Origin of the sequence: Pseudooceanicola sp. LIPI14-2-Ac024, assembly GCF_042188925.1 — a bacterium.
Classification (GTDB): domain Bacteria; phylum Pseudomonadota; class Alphaproteobacteria; order Rhodobacterales; family Rhodobacteraceae; genus Pseudooceanicola.
The window spans coordinates 3,400,146-3,417,168 of record NZ_CP170102.1 but is presented as its reverse complement, the minus strand read 5'-3'; the positions used below and the strand labels follow the sequence as shown (position 1 = coordinate 3,417,168).

The window sequence follows — 17,023 nt, the reverse complement described above, 5'->3', positions numbered from 1 at the left end:
AGGTCGTGGCACTGGTCGATATCGAGGCGGGCACGGTGCTGGCCTGGGACGGCGCGGTGAAGCTGCCGCAGGAAGAGATCGACGCGCTAGGCGGGACCGCGGCGCTGGTCCTCGGCGACGGGGCGGGCCGGGCAATCCTGGCGCGGCCGACCGGCACGCATGTCTTCGTCCGCGCACCGGGCGGCACGAGCGAGGTGCTCTGCAGCCTTTTCGCCCCCGGCGCACCGCTCGACGGCGTGACCGAGGAGAGCCGGCGCGTGCTGAGCCCGGATGCGGCGGAGGAGATGGCATGACCCCGGGCCCAGGCCTGCCCGACACCCGCACCGTCCTGACCCGCGCCGCGGCCGCGGGCGTCGCGGGCGAGCTGCGCCTGACGCTCGACGGCCCGGCAGAGGGGATCGCCCTGCTGACCCGGCAGGTCGCCGGCACGATGCTGGCCCGCACGATCACGCTGACATTCGACACCGGCGCGCAGCTCGACTGCGACGCGACCAACCGGCAGCTCGTCCGGGTGGCCACCGGCGCAGGGGTCGAAGTGACGCTCAACACCGCGGGACCGGACGAGGTCGAACGCCTCTCCGCGTTGCTGCACGACGCCTTCCGCGATGCGCGCGAAATGACGGTGCGGACCCGCGCAAACGGCGTGGCCCAGGACCAGCCGGGCCTGTCGGCCGCACGCCTGTCCGAGATCATGGGCCTGGCGGAGGACGCTGCGGCACCCGCCCCGCTGGCCCTGGTCGAAGAGGTGCTGTCCGGCGGCGGCGACACCGTTGTCTGCGCCCTGCGGCTGGCCCCCGGGCCCGCGACACCGATCACCGGCACGGCCGAGGATCTGCGCGGGCTGGCGCAGCGGGCCGCGACGTTCTTCGGCGCGGACCGGCGGCGCAAGGACATGCTGGGCCAGCGCGGGCTGTTGGTGCTGGCCGGGCGCCGGCCCGATGACGCCGATTTCGTGTTGATCACCCACGACGGCGCCACCGCCGCCGCCCTTGTCCGAAGCGGCTCGGGCCCGGCGCTGGCTCGCACCCACGCCGCGCTGACCGCCTAGTCGAGCGTCTGCCGGTAGCGCCTGAGCGCGACCACGGTGATAACCAGCAGGATCAGGCAGATCGCGGCAAGGTCATGCAGGATGTCGCCGAGCCCGGCCCCCTTCAGCATCACCTTTCGGACGATCCGCAGGAAATGCGTCGCCGGGATCGCGCTGCCGATGGCCTGTGCCCAGCCGGGCATGGCGGCGAAGGGGAACATGAACCCCGACAGCAGCACCGTGGGCAGCAGCGTGAAGAACGAGATCTGCATCGCCTGCATCTGGCTCCGTGCCACGGTCGAGATCAGGAAGCCGAGGGCGAGGTTCACCACGATGAAGAGGTTGAAGCCCACGAAGAACGCCCAGACCGACCCCGCGAAGGGAATGTCGAAGAGCGCTCGCGCCGCCAGCAGGAAGATCACCGTCTGGACATAGCCGACCAGCACGTAGGGCGCGATCTTGCCCATCATCACCTCGGACGGGCGGACCGGGGTGGCGATCAACGTTTCCATCGTGCCGCGTTCGCGTTCCCGCACGATGGCGACGGCGGTGATCATCACCATGGTCAGCGACAGGATGATGCCGAGCAGGCCGGGCACGATGTTGACCGAGGTGTCGCCCTCGGGGTTGTAGGCGCGGTGCACGACCACGTCGAAGGCGGCAGGTTCCGAGGCGGCGGCGGCCAGCGGGCCGGACATCACCTGCGCCATCGCGGTCGAGATGATGCCCGACATCGCATTGGCCGCCCCGCCGACGGCCGTGGGGTCGGACGCGTCGGCCTCGAGCAGCACCTCGGGCGCGAGGCCCCGCAGCACGTCGCGTTCGAAATTGGCGGGGATCACGAAGACGAAGTTCGCGGTGCCGTCCCGCAGGGCGCGGTCGCTTTCCTCGGCGCTGGTCACGACCCCCTGAAAGTCGAAGTAGGTCGAGGTCTCCATCGCCGAAACGATCGACCGCGTGATCGGCCCGTCATCCACCATCTCGACCAGCGTCGGCAGGTTGCGCGGGTCCGAGTTGATGGCGTAGCCGAAGATCAGCAGCTGCATGATCGGCACGCCGATCATCATGACAAAGGTGATCCGGTCGCGCCGCATCTGGACAAATTCCTTGGACAGCACCGCCATGAACCGTCCCGGCGAAAACCGCGCCATCATGCCGCTGCCCCGCTGAAATTGTCCGCCGCCCCCGCCATGAGGTAGATGAAGGCCTCTTCCAGCTCGGCCTCCTTCCTGTCCCATCGGTATCGCCCGTCGGCGCCGTGTTTCTCGGCCAGCGCATCCAGTGCAGCCCCATCGGTGCCCGACACGTGCAGCACCGCGCCGAAGCGGGCGACCTGCGCGACGCCTTCCTCCTTGCGCAATTCGGCCTCGAGCGTCGACAGGTCCGGCCCCGTCACCCGGTAGGTGTGGAGCCCGATCATCTGAGGGATCTCGCGCGCCACGCCCGAGATCAGCTTCTTGCCATAGGCGATGTAGGCGATGAAATCGCACTGGATCGCCTCGTCCATGTAGTGGGTAGACACCAGCACAGTGACGCCCTGGGCCGACAACTTGCGGATCTCGTCCCAGAAATCGCGCCGCGCCTTTGGGTCGACCCCGGCGGTCGGTTCGTCCAGCAGAAGGAGCTGCGGGTCGTGGATCATGCAGGCGGCGAGCGCCAGCCGCTGCTTCCACCCGCCCGACAGCGTGCCGGCCAGTTGCTCGGCCCGGTCGGCAAGGCCCAGGTCCTCCAGCGCGCCCTGCACCCGCGCCTTGCGGTCCTTCACCCGGAACATGCGGGCGATGAAGTCGAGGTTCTCGCGGATCGTCAGGTCCTCGTAGAGAGAGAACTTCTGGGTCATGTAGCCCACCCTCTCCTTGATCTGCTCCTGCTGGGTGAGGATGTCGTAGCCCAGGCACTGGCCGCTGCCGTCGTCGGGGGTCAGCAGCCCGCACATCATCCGGATCGTCGTCGTCTTGCCGGACCCGTTGGGGCCGAGGAAGCCGTAGATCGCGCCCTTGGGTACATCCATGTCGAAGTGATCGACCACGGTGCGGCCGCCGAAGACCTTGGTCAGGTCCTTGACCGATATGGCGGGCGCGTCGGTCATGGCCGGGGCGTCAGGCGGACGGGTTGACCGGGCAGCAGGCCACCGGCCTCGTCCAGCCGGGCCTCGGCCCGGAACACCAGCCGGGCACTTTCCTCGCGGCTGTAGATGATCGGCGGGGTGAACTGCGGCGTGTCGGCAAGGCGGGTGATCGTCGCCGTCACGCCGTCCGGGCAGCCGTTGCAGGCGACATCGAAGACCTGCCCGATGGCGATCCCGGCACGGTCCGGTTCGGACACGAAGAAGAGCGCCTTGAGCGTGTCGCGCGGCAGGACCGACACGACCGGCGATCCCGCGCCCGCCACCTCGCCCTCGAGAAAGAAGAGCTTGTCCACCACACCCGCGACCGGCGTCTCGACCTCGCGGTCCGCAAGCGCGGTGCGCGCGTCGTCGAGCTGGGCGAGCGCGGCCTGGTGGCTGGCTTCTGCCGCAATCCGCTGCGCGTCGCGGGCGGGCAGCTCGGCCACCTGCAGCTCGGCCTCGAGCTGAGCGACCCGGGCCGTCGCGCTGGCATAGGCGGTGCGGTCCTGGTCGACCTTGGCCTGCGACACCGCGCCCGTGGCCTTGAGCTGTTCCGACCGGGCGAGGGTCGATTGCGCCAGCCGCTGATCGGCCCGGGCCTGCGCGACCGAGGCGCGGATCACGTTGATCTCTTCCTCCCGGCTCCCCGTGGACAGGTTTTCGAGGTTCGCCTGCGCCACCGCGACCTCGGCCTCGGCGGCACGGACGGCGGCGACCTGGTGGGCATCGTCGATGCGGAAGAGGACGTCCCCTGCCGCCACGCTGCTGCCCTCGGCAAAGCGCATCTCGGTGATCCGTCCGGCGGCGGCGGCGGCCATGTAGACGTAATCCGCCTCGACATAGCCGTTGAAGCCGGGCGCCTCGGGGCCGCCGAGGCCCGGGATGATCGCGGCGAACGTGGCCGCCAGCCAGTCGAAGAAACCGCTCATGTCGTGCCCTCCGGCTCAAGCCCGGCAAAGAGGATCGACAGGTGGTTTTCGACCAGCCGCTCCATCTCCATGCCGCCATCGGGCCGGATGTCGAACACCTCGGACAGGAGGAGGTGCACCATCACCGGCCCGATCACGCTGCGGGCGGTCAGCTCAGGGTCCACGGCCCGAATGTGTCCGCCCGCGACGCCCTGTTCGAGCAACCCGATCATCGCCGGCAGGGCCCGGTCGAGCACCGCGTTGCGGAAAAGCGCGGCGATGCCCGGGGCGGCCGGCGCCTCGCGCAGGATGATCAGCGGGACGGTGCGATAGTCGCCCGAAGACAGGGTCTGCGCGACCGTCTGCACGAAGGTTGCCAGCAGCGGGCGCGGGTCACCGCGGTAATCCGCCATCCGGTCGAACGACGCCTCGGCGATCGGCTCCACCGCGCGGCGGACGAGACCTTCGAGGATCGCCTCCTTGGAGGAGAAGTAGAGATAGACCGTCCCCTTGGAGAACCCGGCGCGGCGGGCCACCTGGTCCACGGTCGTCCTGGCATAGCCCTGCTCGGTGAAGAGGGCGAGGGCCGCATCCAGCACCTCGTCCGGGCGCGCTTCGGCCCGGCGGCGGAACTTGGGGGATTTCGAGTCGGTCTTGTTCATGCCATTTAAATAACTGACTGGTCAGTTACTAGCAAGAGCGACCGCGGAACAGACTGTTAACGCGCCTTACCCAGGTCGATCGTGTCGCGGCACGGCGGCCCCGTCCCCGGGACCGCCTGCCAGCACCCGTGCTCAGAGAACGGATTTCGCCATCATCATGTGGCACCCCTTTTCGCCGTCCACGGTCTGGGTCACCCGCAGGTCGCCCTGCAGCGAACAGAGCATGTAGGCCTGTTCGCGGGTCAGTGCCGTCCGGCGGCAAATATGATCGATCATTTCGCGCACCGCGATGCGGGCGGCTTCGTCCAGATCCTCGTTCATGCCGATGCTGATCAGGTGGGTCCCGGTTTCCGCGAACGGATAGGCATAGCCCAGGTCCTTGCGCACGGTCAGGCGGAAGCGGCCCCGCAGCCCGGTTTCGAGGGCGGTGATGCAGACCTCGCCATCGCCCTGCACCCCATGCCCGTCCCCGGCCGAGAAAAGCGCCCCCGTGACAAAAACCGGCAGGTAGAGCGTGGACCCGGCCTGAAGTTCCTTGTTGTCCATGTTGCCACCGAACTTGCGCGGCTGGATCGTGCTGAGCCGCCCCCAATGCGGCGGCGGCGCGACTGCCATCACGCCGAAGAACGGGGCGAGCGCGACCTCTGTCCCCCAGGGCAGGCGGGCGGTGCGGCGTTCGATGTCGATCTCGGGGTGGATGATCGCGGGGCTGTCGAATTCCTCGGGCAAGGTGCCCCGCAGCGGCTTGACCGCGGTGTAGCCCCAAGTGTCGATCGGATCGACCGAGAGGATGTCGATCTGCAGGACGTCGCCGGGCTCCGCCCCCGCCACGTGCACCGGCCCGGTCAGCATGTGGCCGGGGCTGAGCCGCTTGCAGCGGTCGATCGCGTCGAGGTTGGCGGGCTGAACGCGCGACAGGTCCGGCGGCAGCACGTCCCGGTCGGCGGCGGCCCAGCTGTTCAGCTCGACCGTGTCGCCCGAGGCGACGCGCAGCACCGGCGGCAGGGCGGCGTCGAGCGCGCCCCAGTGAATGGTCTCGGGGCGGGCGTCCAGGCGGTGGTCACGGGTCATGCGGGCCTCAGGCAGTTGATGCATCGGAAGGTCGGGCGGCCCGGCGGGCCTTGCGACAAAAAAGGCAAATTTTAGAGATTTGTTAACCACAATCTTGCCCAAAACCGCCGGTATTCCGGGGTGCGGAAAATACTGTGCCAAGGGTTCCCGGCATTCACCGGGGACGTTGCGGGGGGCACTCATCGAGCAACACAATGACGCTCACCGTCGCTGGCGGTGAAACCGTCAGGCATGGAAAGGAAGCACAGTGCCTTTCACGATTCTGCGGGTCTCCGCCGCCTCCGTCCTTCTGCTGGCCGTCGGCACGGCCGTCGTACCGCGCGTCACCAGCCGGATCTCGACCTCGGCCGTGGTCAACGCGCCGCTGGTGTCTGTCGCCGCCCCCTTCGACGGGGCCATCACCGCGCCGAGCGCCTCGGTCGCGACCCCGGTCTTTCCGGGCGACACCCTTTTCGCTTTGACCGACGAACGCAGCGAGAATGTCGTCCTGCGCGCCCTGCGCAGCGAACTGTCCGGTGTCGCGGGCGAAATCTCGGGCATGGAGATGCAGAGCACGCGGTTGACGATGCTGCGCGAGCAGCTGGAACGCCGCCGGCAGGTCCAGGTTGCGGCCCGGCTGGACTGGTTCGTGACCCGCCTGCGCGAGGCGCAGGCCGACGTGGACAGCACGCGCGCGCGGATCGAGAGGGACGAGGCCGTCGTCGACCGGCTGACCCGGCTGGCCGTGCGCGGCAACGTCGCCGAGCGCGACCTGATGGACGCCCGCGCCGACCTGGCCGAGGCCCGCGCCCGCCACCAGCAGGCCATCGCCTCGCGCGAGCGGCTCGAGACGGAGCGTGATTACCTCGCCTCGGACGATTTCGTCGACCTGGCCTCGGACGAGCTGGAGCGGATCGATTACCGGCTGGACGAGATCGCGGTGCGCTCTGCCGACCTCGACGCGCGGCTGATGTCGCTGCACACCCGCCGGTCGGGCCTGCAGGGCGAGATCCTGGGCCTCGAGATCGAGAAGAACCGGAACGAGAACTTCCGCCCCAAGGCCTCCACCTCGGGCGTGATCTGGGAAGCCTCTGGGCCAGCCAAGACCACCGTCGCGAACGGCGAACAGGTGGTGCAGATCCTCGACTGCCGCCGCCGTTTCCTCGAGGTGATCCTGCCCGAACGCCATTTCGAAAGCATCTCGCCCGGGGACCGGGTGACCGTGCTGCTGAAGGGCGCGACCGAGAGCTTTCAGGCCAAGGTCGCGGCGGTTTACGGCAGCGGCGCGCGGCCGAACCGGAACATGCAGGCGGCTCAGCCCCGGCTGATGTCGAACGACGGGCTGCGGGTGATCGTGGGCATCGGCGCGGCCGAGGTGGGTGACGAGGATGTCGCCCGGTCGTTCTGCGACGTCGGCCGCTCGGCCGAGGTGCGCTTCGGTCTCAAGTCGATCAACCCGGCGCATTACGTGGCCAAGCTCTTCCGCGACTGGAACGGCTATGTCGAGGATATCGCCGCGGTCCGGACCGACGGCGCGGCAACCAGCACGAACTGACATGCCCGACTACCTGATCCCCCTGTGCCTGGTCCTTGCGGCGTTTCTGCTGGCCCCGCGCCGAGCGCTGTCCGGCACCGCGGCCCACCCGGCGGCGGTGCTGGCGCTGATCGCAGCGGTCACGCTCATCTCGGTCCGCTACCTGCACTGGCGCATCACTTGGACGCTCGACACCTCGGGGTCGAGCGCGTGGGAGACGATCTTTGTCTGGGCCCTCTTCGTGATCGAGATGGCCGCATGGTTCGACACCGCCGTCCTCTTCGCCACGCTGGCCCGGCGGCGCAACAACTCGGCCCTGGCCGACGCGGGCGAGGCGCGGCTGCGGGCCACGCCCGCCGGCGACCTGCCCACCGTCGATGTCTTCATCGCCACCTACAACGAGGATATCGACGTCCTCGAAAAGACTATCGTGGGAGCGCTCGCGCTGGACTGGCCGCGCGACCGGTTGCGGATCTGCGTCCTGGACGACGGCAACCGCGACTGGCTGCGGGACTACTGCGCCCGCAAGGGGATCGACCACCTGACGCGGCCCGACAATTCGGGCGCCAAGGCGGGCAACATCAATGCGGCCATCGCGCGGACGACCGGCACGTACTTCATGGTGCTCGACGCGGATTTCGTGCCGCAGAGCAACTTCCTCTACCGCGCCATCGGCCTGTTCGAGGATCCGAAGGTCGGGATCGTCCAGATCCCGCACAACTTCTACAACGCCGATCCCCTGCAGGCGAACCTGCGCCTGCGCCGCGCGATGCCGGATGACCAGCACATGTTCTTCGGCTCGATCATGGCGGGGCGGGACGGCTGGAACACGGCGTTCTGCTGCGGGTCGAACTCCATCACCCGGCGCAGCGCGATCGAGGCGGTTGGCGGCGGCCTGCCCACCGGGTCGGTGACCGAGGACATCCTGCTGACGATGACGATGCTCAGGAAGGGCTTCGTCACCCGCTACCTCAACGAGCGGCTGGCGATCGGGCTGGCACCGGAGTCGCTGTCGGCGATGTACGTCCAGCGCGCCCGCTGGGTGCGCGGCGCGATGCAGATCCTGTTCCTGCGCGCCGGACCGTTCGGGCCGGGCCTGAAACTGCACCAGCGCATCCTCTTCCTGCCCTTCCACTGGATCACCCAGCCACTGATGGTGCTGACCTCTCTCTCGGTCCCGGCGATCTGCCTCTGGACCGGCTGGTCGCCCCTGCCCGGCACCACGCCCCCGGCGATCATCGCCTTCCAGCTGCCCGCGCTGGTGGCGACACTGGGCGCGCTCAGGCTGCTGGCGCCGGACGGGTTCCTGCCGCTCGCCTCGATGGTGCACACTGCGCTCATGGCGCCGCGCACCCTGCCGACGGCCATCGCCACGCTGATCCGGCCGACGGGCCATGCCTTCAAGGTCACGCCCAAGGGAAAGGCGGCGGCGGGCGACACGATGGACAAGGTGATGGTGTTCATGCCGGCGGTGCTGATCATCGCCACCGCGCTCGGCTTCCTGCAGAACGCCGACTTCAACTCGCGCGTGATGACCACCTTCGACCAGGTGCCGTTGCTGGCAGTCTGGGCGGTGCTGAGCATGGTGGTCCTGTCGATCATGCAGGCGGCGGCGGTGGCCTCCACCGGCCCGAACCGCGACGAAAGGTTCGTACTCGACCTGCCCTGCACGATCTCGCCGCGCCCCAACGACAGCCACGCCGCGCGGGTGGAATGGCTCTCGCTCTCGGGGGCCGGGCTGCGGGTCGGCGACCTCGACGCGTTTGGTCACAACGTGCGCTGGCTGCGGCTAGACCTGCCGGGGTTCGGGCCGCTTTCGGCGCGGGTCGAGAAACAGGAGGGCGACGCGCTGCGCGTCCAGTTCGCCATCCGGGGCGAGCAGGACCGCGACGCCATGCTGCGCATGCTGTTCACGCAGGGGCTCGACAACTCGACCCACGTCGAGGGGTCCGGCGCGTCGACGCTGCTGATGCTGGAGCGCATCTTCCAGCCGCGCCGCCGTCATCACAGCAGGCACTACCGCGACCCGGACGAGACGACGCCGCCACAGTGGCTGGCCGAACTGTCCTAGTCTCTGGCGACCTCTGCCAGCAGATCGTCCACCACCGCCCGCGCCGCGTCGCGGGTGGTGGCGTCGAAGGTCATCTTGGACAGGACCGACCGCTCCTGCTGGTCAAAGGCGTGATCGGCGCCGTCGAACACCGTGACCCGAACGTCCGCACCCGCGGCCCGCAGCGCCGCGGCAGTGTCGAGGCAGGCGGCGGTGTCGATCACGCTGTCATCCGAGGCGAGGAGGAACTGCACCGGCAGCCCGCCGGGCCAGGCCACCGCACCGGTCGGGTTCAGCATGCCGCAGTAGGGGTAGAGCAGGACCACCCCGCGCAGCCGGTCCAGGATGTCGCCGGGCGGCAGCGGCCAGTCCGACAGCCCCGGCGGCACCTCTCCGGTCAGGGCGTGGTTCAGCAGCTCCATCACCGACCAGCCTCCGTGCGAGGCGCCGAAAAGGACCAAGTCGTCGCCCAGCCCCTCGGCCCCGTCCATTGCCGCCAGCGCCACCGCGAGATCGCCCGCCCGCTCGGCCCCGCCCAGGGTCTGGCCCGCGCAGACCAGCCGCCAGAGTTCATAGGAGGTCAGGCCGCGCGGCGTGTGGCTGTCGACCACCAGTGCCGCCTGGCCCGCATCGCCGAACACCCCGGCCCAGAACGCCATGTTGTCGCGCACCCCGTCGCAGCCCGAGGCGAGCAGCGTCAGCGGTGCCGGTCCCTCCTTCCCCGCCGGGCGTGTCAGGACCCAGTCATCGGCCAGCAGCGCCTGCAGCTCGGCGGGGCTGCGGTCGCCGATCGCCCAGTGCCCGGCCTGCCGCGAGGTGTTCACCAAGAGCAGCGCCAGCACGGCGGCGAGCCCGGCGCCAGCGCCGATCAGCCACCGCATCCGTGGGCCTCGGTCGCGGCGCAAAGCGCCTTGAGCGCCTCGGTGTCTTCCGGTGTCCAGCCCTCGGGGTCGGTCAGCGCGATCCAGCCGTCAAGGTAGTCGTCGGCCGCGTAGTGGTGGCCCTGCCCCGCCGGCACGCGTTCGGCCAGCATCATGTCCACGGCCAGCTGGAACTGCGTCACGACCGGCCAGAACCGCAGGCCCGGCCAGACATCGGGGGCAAGGGGTTCATTCATCCACTCCGGCGCGCGCCAGAGAGAGGCGGGTTCATAGAAGGTGATCGCGTCGCTGCCGTACTGCAGGAAGATCACGCGCACGTCGCTCCACGGCGCGGTGGCGCGGTCGAGCCCGCCATATTGCGACATGAACCGCGCGAGTGCGCCGTCGGCGATCACCGGGTTGACGAAGGGCGATCCCGGTGTGCGCCGCTCGGTCATGCGGCGCCAAGTGTCCGAGACGAAGGGCGTGCCCACCCAGAACGCACCCTCCATCGGGTCCGAGATGCTGTCGAACACGTCGACCGAGGCGATCGAGGACCAAGCGCCGAGGCTGAGGCCGTGCAGGTAGAGGCGCGGGCGGCTGTCCCTGGGCAGGCTGCGCCAGTGGTCCATGATGACCCGCAGCGTGGCGGTCGCCTGCAGCGGCGCGCGGTCGGTCTGGAAGATCAGCGCAAAGGGCGACTGCATGTAGGAATACTGTACCGCGACCGTCGCGATGTCGCCGTCGTGGATGTAGTCGACCGTGTCCATCGCCCCAGGGTCGAGCCAGCCGGTCCCGGTGGGGGTCGCCACGACCAGCACCTCGCGGTCAAAGGCGTTCAGGCGTTTCAGCTCCTCGAGCGCGATCTCGGCCCGGGCCTCGGGCGTGTCGGCCTGGGCGAGACCCACGTAGACGCGGATCGGCTCCTGCGCCGGGCGGCCGGTCAGGGCGGTGATCGCGGCGGCGTCGGGGCCTTCGGTGACGAAGTTGCGCCCCGGCTGGCCAAGCGCCTGCCAGTCGACATGCGAGGCAGCGCTGCCCGGCATCCGCGGGTCTTCGGGCGCAGGCGGGGCATCGTCGAACAGGCGCTGCATCTCGACGAACCCGGTGTCGAGCGAACGGTAGATCAGCGGCACGAGGCCGTCGCGGGTCAGCACGAAGAAGGCCAGCAGCACCAGCAGGAAGCCCAGCAGGTTCGCCGACCGCCGCGGCATCCGGCGGTAGAGCCAGTCGCGGACCCGCAGGAACAGCCACTTGATCCCCGCGCCGATCGCGAAGAGCACGGCGAAGATCACCACCGCGCCGAGGATCACGAAAAGCCAGTCGAGCGGCGAGAACGGCGGCATGCCCAGCTTGGGCCGGGTGGCGGCCTGCCAGCGAGTCGCGCTCAGCACCGCGATCACCCAGTGCACGGCCAGGCCGACGCCGATCGCGACGAATGCAATCTTCTGGGTTCGGGGGCCGGGCACCGGGATCGCGAGGGCGGTCCAGATCACCTGAACCAGCCGGCCGAGCGCATAGCCCGCCGCCGCCACGCCACCGCAGAGCAGGGCCTGCTGCTGCCAGTCGCGCGGGATCAGGGACGGAGTGAGGGAGGCGGCACAGAAAAACAGGCCGAGGAGGAGCGGAAAGATCGCGATCTGAATGGGCTTGGTCAACGTCGAAAAGGTCCCGAGGCAAAGGCAGGAACCGGCGGGCCGGGGGCCGCGCGGATCCGGCCCGATTTAAGGACCGCCGCCCCGGCCGAGGCAAGACCCCACGTCACCCGGCGCGTGCCCGGATGGGCATGCGGGGATTTGACGTCACGCCGCCCCGGAGCCCGAGGCGGCGCGGCACGTTCAGATCAGCGCGCCCTGTGCCAGCAGGACCTGCCGCACCTCGGCCGCATCGGGCGCGATGCCGCTGCGCGCGGTCAGGGCCGCGGCGACACCCGCCGCCTCGCCGCTGGCAAAGGCGGTGCCCATCACGCGGGTCGAACCGTAGGCCTCGGCATCGGCGCCGATGACCCGGCCCGCGTACCAGAGGTTCGACAGCCCCTTGGCATGCAGCGCGTCGAGCGGGATGTGGAAGTAGCCGTCGCCGCCCACAGTCTTGTAGATCGGCTTGCCCGCCTCGGAATGCAGCTCGATGGGCCATGCGCCACGGGCGACGCCATCCTCGCGCTTGCGGCCACGGACCACGTCGTCGACGTCGATCTCGTAGCGGGCGGCGGGGTGGCGGGTTTCGCGCACGCCGATCTGCGGGCCGGTCTGGGCCAGCCAAGCGTTCTCGAACCCCTCGACCTGTTCGCGCAGGACGTCGACCAGCATCAGCGCCATCTCGCGGCCCGACTGCTCGGCCTTGGTGAAGCTCCTCGACGAGAGGTCCGGCATCTCGCGGTCGATCGCCAGCCACCAGAAATCGGTCGTCGCGGGCACGCGGGTGTAGATGCCGGCGTCGGTGCGGTGGATCCGGAACGGGCTGCGGGTGTTGAAGGTCTCGATCGCGGCCTGCATCTTCTGGCGGTCGATCTTGGTGTCAGGCGCAAGCCCACCCACCCGGATCGGCATGGTGTAGGCCTGGATGCGCCCCTCGCCATCCCCCAGCCGCATCGGCAGGCCCGCGACGAGGGCGAGGTTCGCATCCCCGCTGGCGTCCACGAAGCTTTCCGCGATCAGCCGCGACCGGCCGTCCATGCCCGCGACGGTGACGGATTCCAACGCGTCCGCCGTCCGGCTGGCCGCCGCGACGCGGGTGTGCAGCAGGACGTCCACGCCATGCGCCGCCAGCACCCGGTCGAGCGCCACCTTCAGCCGCTCGGGGTCCAGCAGGACGATCCAGTTGCCCGTGGTCGGCGAATGGTAGGGGGCGCATTCCACGCCGAGGCGGCGCATCTCGTCCAGCACCCCCTCGCCCGCGCCCGCGACCGCCTGGGTGGGCTCGTCGCCCTGGTGGAAGAAACCGCAGTAGGCCAGCACCTGCGCATTGGTCGCCGCGCCGCCTAGAAAGCCGTATTTCTCGACCAGCGCGACCCGTGCCCCGGCCTTGGCCGCGCCGAGTGCTGCGCCCACGCCTCCGGCTCCGCCGCCAGCGATGACGACGTCGTAATTCGTCTCTGTACGAGGCATTAGTTTCTCCAGCTCAGGAAATGTTTCTCGGCCCGGGTGATTAGCCAGTTCACCAGGAGGCCGAGGCAGGACAGCATCGCGACACCCGCGATCAGCTGGTCGGTGGCCATCAGGTTGCCAGCCAGCAGCACGTAGGCGCCGATGCCGTATTCCGCGCCGATCATCTCGGCCGCGACCAGCAGGATGATCGAGATCGAGGCCGCGATGCGCATCCCCGACAGGATCGCCGGCAGGGCGGCGGGCAGCACGATCTTGCGGATGATGTCCCAGCGGGACAGGTTGAAGCTCTGCCCCATCCGGATCAGCGCCCGGTCGACACTGTCGATGCCGCCGTAGGTGGCGATCACCATCGGGAAGAAGCTGCCGAAGAGGATGGTGGCGACCTTCGATCCCTCGCCGATGCCGAACCAGATGATGAAGAGCGGCAGCAGAGCGATCTTGGGGATCGGGAAGATCGCCGAGACCAGCGGCGTGATCGCGGCGCGGGCGTAGGAGTTGAGGCCGATGGCCGTGCCCACGATCAGCCCCAGGGAGGCGCCGCAGGCAAAGCCGATGACCAGCCGCTGCATCGAGGCGGCGACGTGTTTCTGCAAGTTGCCGGAACGCGCCAGGTCCATGAAGGCGCCGAAGGCCTCGGACGGGGCGGGCAGGACCAGCGGGGAAATCCATCCGGCCCGTGCGCCCAGTTCCCAGAAGAGCAGGAGCGCGACGAACACCGCGAGGCCGACGAAGCGGCGCGGTTCGGGGCGGAAACCGCCGCCACGGAAGGGCACCGGGCGGCTGCCGCCGGTGGCGATACCCGCGGCGCCGTCGGGCGCCCGGGAATTGGATGCAGAGATGTCAGCCATGACGTGGCTCCTTCGTCACTCGCGATGGATGGCGGGGCCTCAGCCCTCGGCCAGTTCCATGTCGGCGGTCTGCGCTTCTTCGCGCATCATGTCCCAAAGCGCCTGCTGGATCGCGGCGATGCCGGGATCGGACAGGCTGCGCTCGGCCAGCGGCGTGTCGATCTCCACGATCTCGCGGATCACGCCGGGGCGGCGCGACAGCACCACGACCTTGTGCCCCAGGCGCACGGCCTCGGCCAGGTTGTGGGTGATGTAGCAGGAGGTGAAATTCTCGCGTGTCCAGAGGTCGATCAGGTCGTCCATCAGGAGCTCGCGCGTCTGGCTGTCGAGCGCCGAGAGCGGTTCATCCATCAGCAGCACGGCGGGGTTCACCGACAGGGCGCGGGCAATCGCCACGCGCTGTTTCATGCCGCCCGACAGCTGCTTTGGCACCGCCTGGCGGAAATCGGAAAGCCGGGTCCGGGCCAGCACGTCGGTGATGCGCTCATCGACCTCGGCCCGCGACAGCTTGTGCCCTTCGAGCACGAGCGACACGTTGCCCTCGACCGTGCGCCAGGGCAGCAGGGCGAAATCCTGGAACACGTAGGTGAGGGGGTTGAGAGAGCCGGCAGGCGGCTCTCCCACTTGCAGGACCTTGCCCTCGGTGGGCTGCTCCAGCCCGCCGAGATGGCGCAGGAAGGTTGACTTGCCGCAGCCGGACGGCCCGATCACGCAGACGATTTCGCCCTGGGCGATCGTCAGGTTGATGTCGCGCAGGACCTGGAGATCGCCATACCAGTGCGACAGGTTCTCGACTTTCAGGTCCATTCGTCCGGCCTCCCGACCCGTCTCAGAAGGTTTCGACGAAGCTGCCGTCGACCAGCTGGTCGACCGTCAGGTCGCTGTCGACGAGGCCCTCGTCCTTGAACCACTGCATCTGCGCGGCGACGTCGGTCTTGTTCAGCGCCATGTCGGGGTTCAGGTACATCGCACCGGCCTGGATCGACGGCGCGGCCTTTTCGTAGGGCTGGTCGGGTGCCACGTACTTCGCGATCATCTGGGTCAGCTCTTCGAGCTCACCCTCTTCGGCCTCACCGTCGAGGAACACGCGGTTCATGTCCGCGATACCCTTGGAGTAGGCGCGCACGAAGCGTTCCACCATGTCGCGGTTGTTCTCGATGTTGTCGACCGAGGTGATCATGGTCGAGATCTGGTACTCGGCATACTCGTTCAGCCAGCCGATCTCGTGACCCGCGCCCGCTTCGGTCAGGGCCTTGGCGATGTGCGGCACCATGATCATGACGTCGGTCTGGCCCGACTTGAACGCTGCGACCATCGCGCCGACCTTCTGCAGCGGCACCATCTTCATCTCGCCCATGTCCCAGCCCTTCGCGTCGGCGATCAGGTTGGTCATGTAGTGGAAGGTCGAACCAACCTGCGTCATCGCGACCGAATGGCCCTTGATGTCGTCCACGGTGGTCATGCCGGCGTCATAGGCCTGGTTCGAGGCCATGATCATCATGCCGTCGTAACCGGCCTTTTCATGCAGGACACCGCCGACGATGCGCAGCGCGCCCTTCTCGGCCAGGTTCATCAGGCCACCGGTCACGCCGGTGATGCCGAAATCCACGTCGCCCGACGCGGTCGCCACGGCGATCGGCTGGGCGGCCTGGAAGAATTCGAATTCGACGTCGAGCCCCTCTGCCTCGAAGTAGCCCTTTTCGAAGGCGACGAAGCCCGCGCCGTGGCTGGTGAAGCGCAGTGCGCCCAGCGTCACCTTGTCGTTGGCGGTGGCGGCACCGGCGGCCAGGGTCATGGTTCCGGCGGCGATCGCGGAGACGCCGGCGAGCCACGCGCGGCGTGTCATTTTGGTGATGGACATGGATCCTCCCTTTCGTCCCTCGAACGCCCGGTCAGAAGGCATTCGCACAGTCCACGGCGGCAGTCCGGCCGCGTGTCGCAGGACTCTGACCCAATTCCGCAGGATAGAAAAGCACGACCTTGCGACCATTCCATAGCCTGGAGCTATACTATTCCCCCAGCCGAAGGCCTGCCGGACCAGCGGAATCTGCGCCAGCGCCATCGCCGCGCCGGGCTGGATCCGGGCGCCTTTCGCCTCGGCCGCCTTGAGGAATGGGGTCACGGCGGGCTTGGTCACGACGTCGGCCACCACGGCACCGGGGCTCAGCCCGTCGAGGTCATGGATCATGCCCTCACCATTCAGGCCGACGGCAGTGGCGTTCACGATCAGGTCATAGCCTTCAAGCGATGCGGGTGCCGCGATGGCCTGCGCCGGGGCGCCCAGGCGGGCGGCCAGCGCCGCCGACCGGTCCGGATCGGCCTCTACCAGGTCGAGGCGCACGGGCGCCCTTGCAGCGATCGCCGTCGCAATCGAGGCCCCTGCCCCGCCGCAGCCGAAGATCAGGACGTTGCGCGGCACGCCGCCCGCAGCCTCGAGAGCCGCGACGAACCCGGCACCGTCGGTGTTGTCGCCGACCAGCTCGCCCGTCGCGGTCCGGGTGATGACATTCACCCCGCCCGCCGCCTCGGCCGCGGCGCTGGCCCGGTCGACCAGCGTGAGAGCGGCCTGCTTATGCGGCGCGGTCAGCACGCAACCCGGGCAGTTCGCCATCCCGCGCAGCGCCTGAAGAAAGCCCGCCAGCGCCTCAGGCGGCAGGTCGAGCGGCGCCATCATCGCGTCGGTCCCGGTCTCGCTTGCCCAGGCGTTCACCCCGGCGGGCATCGCGGTATGGGCCACCGGATGGCCCAGCATGAAGGCCACGCTGGCCGCGGCGGTCGGTGTCGATGTCATGGGGTGCCTCGCATTTGCAATCGGCGGCAAACCTGTATGATGCGCCCCGCCTGTCAACCCCGTCAGGTGCAACGCCGGG

General features: G+C 69.1%; 15 protein-coding genes. 4 read left to right on the top strand and 11 right to left on the bottom strand.

The window, feature by feature from the left end; genetic code table 11:
• Window positions 1-5: 5 nt before the first annotated feature.
• Together ACE2AC_RS16690 and ACE2AC_RS16685 are read left to right on the top strand one after the other, a co-directional pair.
• Window positions 6-293: a hypothetical protein gene (locus ACE2AC_RS16690; RefSeq protein ID WP_375688550.1), complete on the top strand. Its 288-nt coding sequence runs from the start codon at window positions 6-8 to the stop codon at window positions 291-293.
• Window positions 290-1,048 (top strand): hypothetical protein, encoded by a 759-nt coding sequence (locus ACE2AC_RS16685; protein ID WP_375688549.1) that lies wholly within the window; start codon window positions 290-292, stop codon window positions 1,046-1,048. Before ACE2AC_RS16690 ends, ACE2AC_RS16685 begins: the two co-directional genes overlap by 4 nt.
• On the opposite strand, the gene ACE2AC_RS16680 is transcribed toward ACE2AC_RS16685, so the two are convergent.
• The 5 genes from ACE2AC_RS16680 to ACE2AC_RS16660 form a co-directional block, all read right to left on the bottom strand.
• Window positions 1,045-2,181, bottom strand: a complete 1,137-nt coding sequence (locus ACE2AC_RS16680) for an ABC transporter permease (protein ID WP_375688548.1) — start codon at window positions 2,179-2,181, stop codon at window positions 1,045-1,047. The genes ACE2AC_RS16685 and ACE2AC_RS16680 overlap by 4 nt on opposite strands.
• The gene (locus ACE2AC_RS16675; protein WP_375688547.1) at window positions 2,178-3,116 is read right to left on the bottom strand and encodes an ABC transporter ATP-binding protein; all 939 of its coding nucleotides are present in this window, start codon (window positions 3,114-3,116) and stop codon (window positions 2,178-2,180) included. Before ACE2AC_RS16675 ends, ACE2AC_RS16680 begins: the two co-directional genes overlap by 4 nt.
• Complete coding sequence (locus ACE2AC_RS16670) at window positions 3,113-4,063, bottom strand: HlyD family secretion protein (protein WP_375688546.1); 951 nt, start codon at window positions 4,061-4,063, stop codon at window positions 3,113-3,115. Before ACE2AC_RS16670 ends, ACE2AC_RS16675 begins: the two co-directional genes overlap by 4 nt.
• Window positions 4,060-4,704: a TetR/AcrR family transcriptional regulator gene (locus tag ACE2AC_RS16665; protein ID WP_375688545.1), complete on the bottom strand. Its 645-nt coding sequence runs from the start codon at window positions 4,702-4,704 to the stop codon at window positions 4,060-4,062. Before ACE2AC_RS16665 ends, ACE2AC_RS16670 begins: the two co-directional genes overlap by 4 nt.
• Window positions 4,705-4,836: 132 nt before the next feature.
• On the bottom strand, window positions 4,837-5,775 hold the full coding sequence (locus ACE2AC_RS16660) for an acetamidase/formamidase family protein (protein ID WP_375688544.1): 939 nt from the start codon (window positions 5,773-5,775) through the stop codon (window positions 4,837-4,839).
• A 247-nt stretch (window positions 5,776-6,022) separates the two neighbouring features.
• Here ACE2AC_RS16660 and ACE2AC_RS16655 point away from each other — a divergent pair, with 247 nt between their 5' ends.
• On the top strand, window positions 6,023-7,309 hold the full coding sequence (locus ACE2AC_RS16655; protein ID WP_375688543.1) for an HlyD family efflux transporter periplasmic adaptor subunit: 1,287 nt from the start codon (window positions 6,023-6,025) through the stop codon (window positions 7,307-7,309).
• 1 nt (window position 7,310) lies between these two features.
• Window positions 7,311-9,359, top strand: a complete 2,049-nt coding sequence (locus tag ACE2AC_RS16650; protein WP_375688542.1) for a glycosyltransferase — start codon at window positions 7,311-7,313, stop codon at window positions 9,357-9,359.
• Here ACE2AC_RS16650 and ACE2AC_RS16645 read toward each other — a convergent pair.
• The 6 genes from ACE2AC_RS16645 to ACE2AC_RS16620 form a co-directional block, all read right to left on the bottom strand.
• A complete protein-coding gene (locus ACE2AC_RS16645) occupies window positions 9,356-10,219 on the bottom strand; it encodes a dienelactone hydrolase family protein (protein ID WP_375688541.1) in 864 nt (287 codons plus the stop codon). The genes ACE2AC_RS16650 and ACE2AC_RS16645 overlap by 4 nt on opposite strands.
• Entirely contained in the window at window positions 10,207-11,856 is a 1,650-nt protein-coding gene (locus ACE2AC_RS16640; RefSeq protein WP_375688540.1) for an alpha/beta hydrolase, read from the bottom strand. Before ACE2AC_RS16640 ends, ACE2AC_RS16645 begins: the two co-directional genes overlap by 13 nt.
• 180 nt (window positions 11,857-12,036) lie before the next feature.
• Window positions 12,037-13,248, bottom strand: coding sequence for an FAD-dependent oxidoreductase (locus tag ACE2AC_RS16635; protein WP_375688539.1), 1,212 nt, complete (start codon window positions 13,246-13,248; stop codon window positions 12,037-12,039).
• A gap of 56 nt (window positions 13,249-13,304) precedes the next feature.
• Window positions 13,305-14,153 carry an ABC transporter permease gene (locus ACE2AC_RS16630; RefSeq protein WP_375688538.1) on the bottom strand — a complete coding sequence of 283 codons (849 nt, stop codon included), beginning with the start codon at window positions 14,151-14,153 and terminating at the stop codon, window positions 13,305-13,307.
• A gap of 39 nt (window positions 14,154-14,192) precedes the next feature.
• Window positions 14,193-14,960 (bottom strand): ABC transporter ATP-binding protein, encoded by a 768-nt coding sequence (locus ACE2AC_RS16625; RefSeq protein ID WP_375688537.1) that lies wholly within the window; start codon window positions 14,958-14,960, stop codon window positions 14,193-14,195.
• 22 nt (window positions 14,961-14,982) lie between these two features.
• On the bottom strand, window positions 14,983-16,944 hold the full coding sequence (locus ACE2AC_RS16620; protein WP_375688536.1) for an ABC transporter substrate-binding protein: 1,962 nt from the start codon (window positions 16,942-16,944) through the stop codon (window positions 14,983-14,985).
• Window positions 16,945-17,023 lie beyond the last annotated feature (79 nt).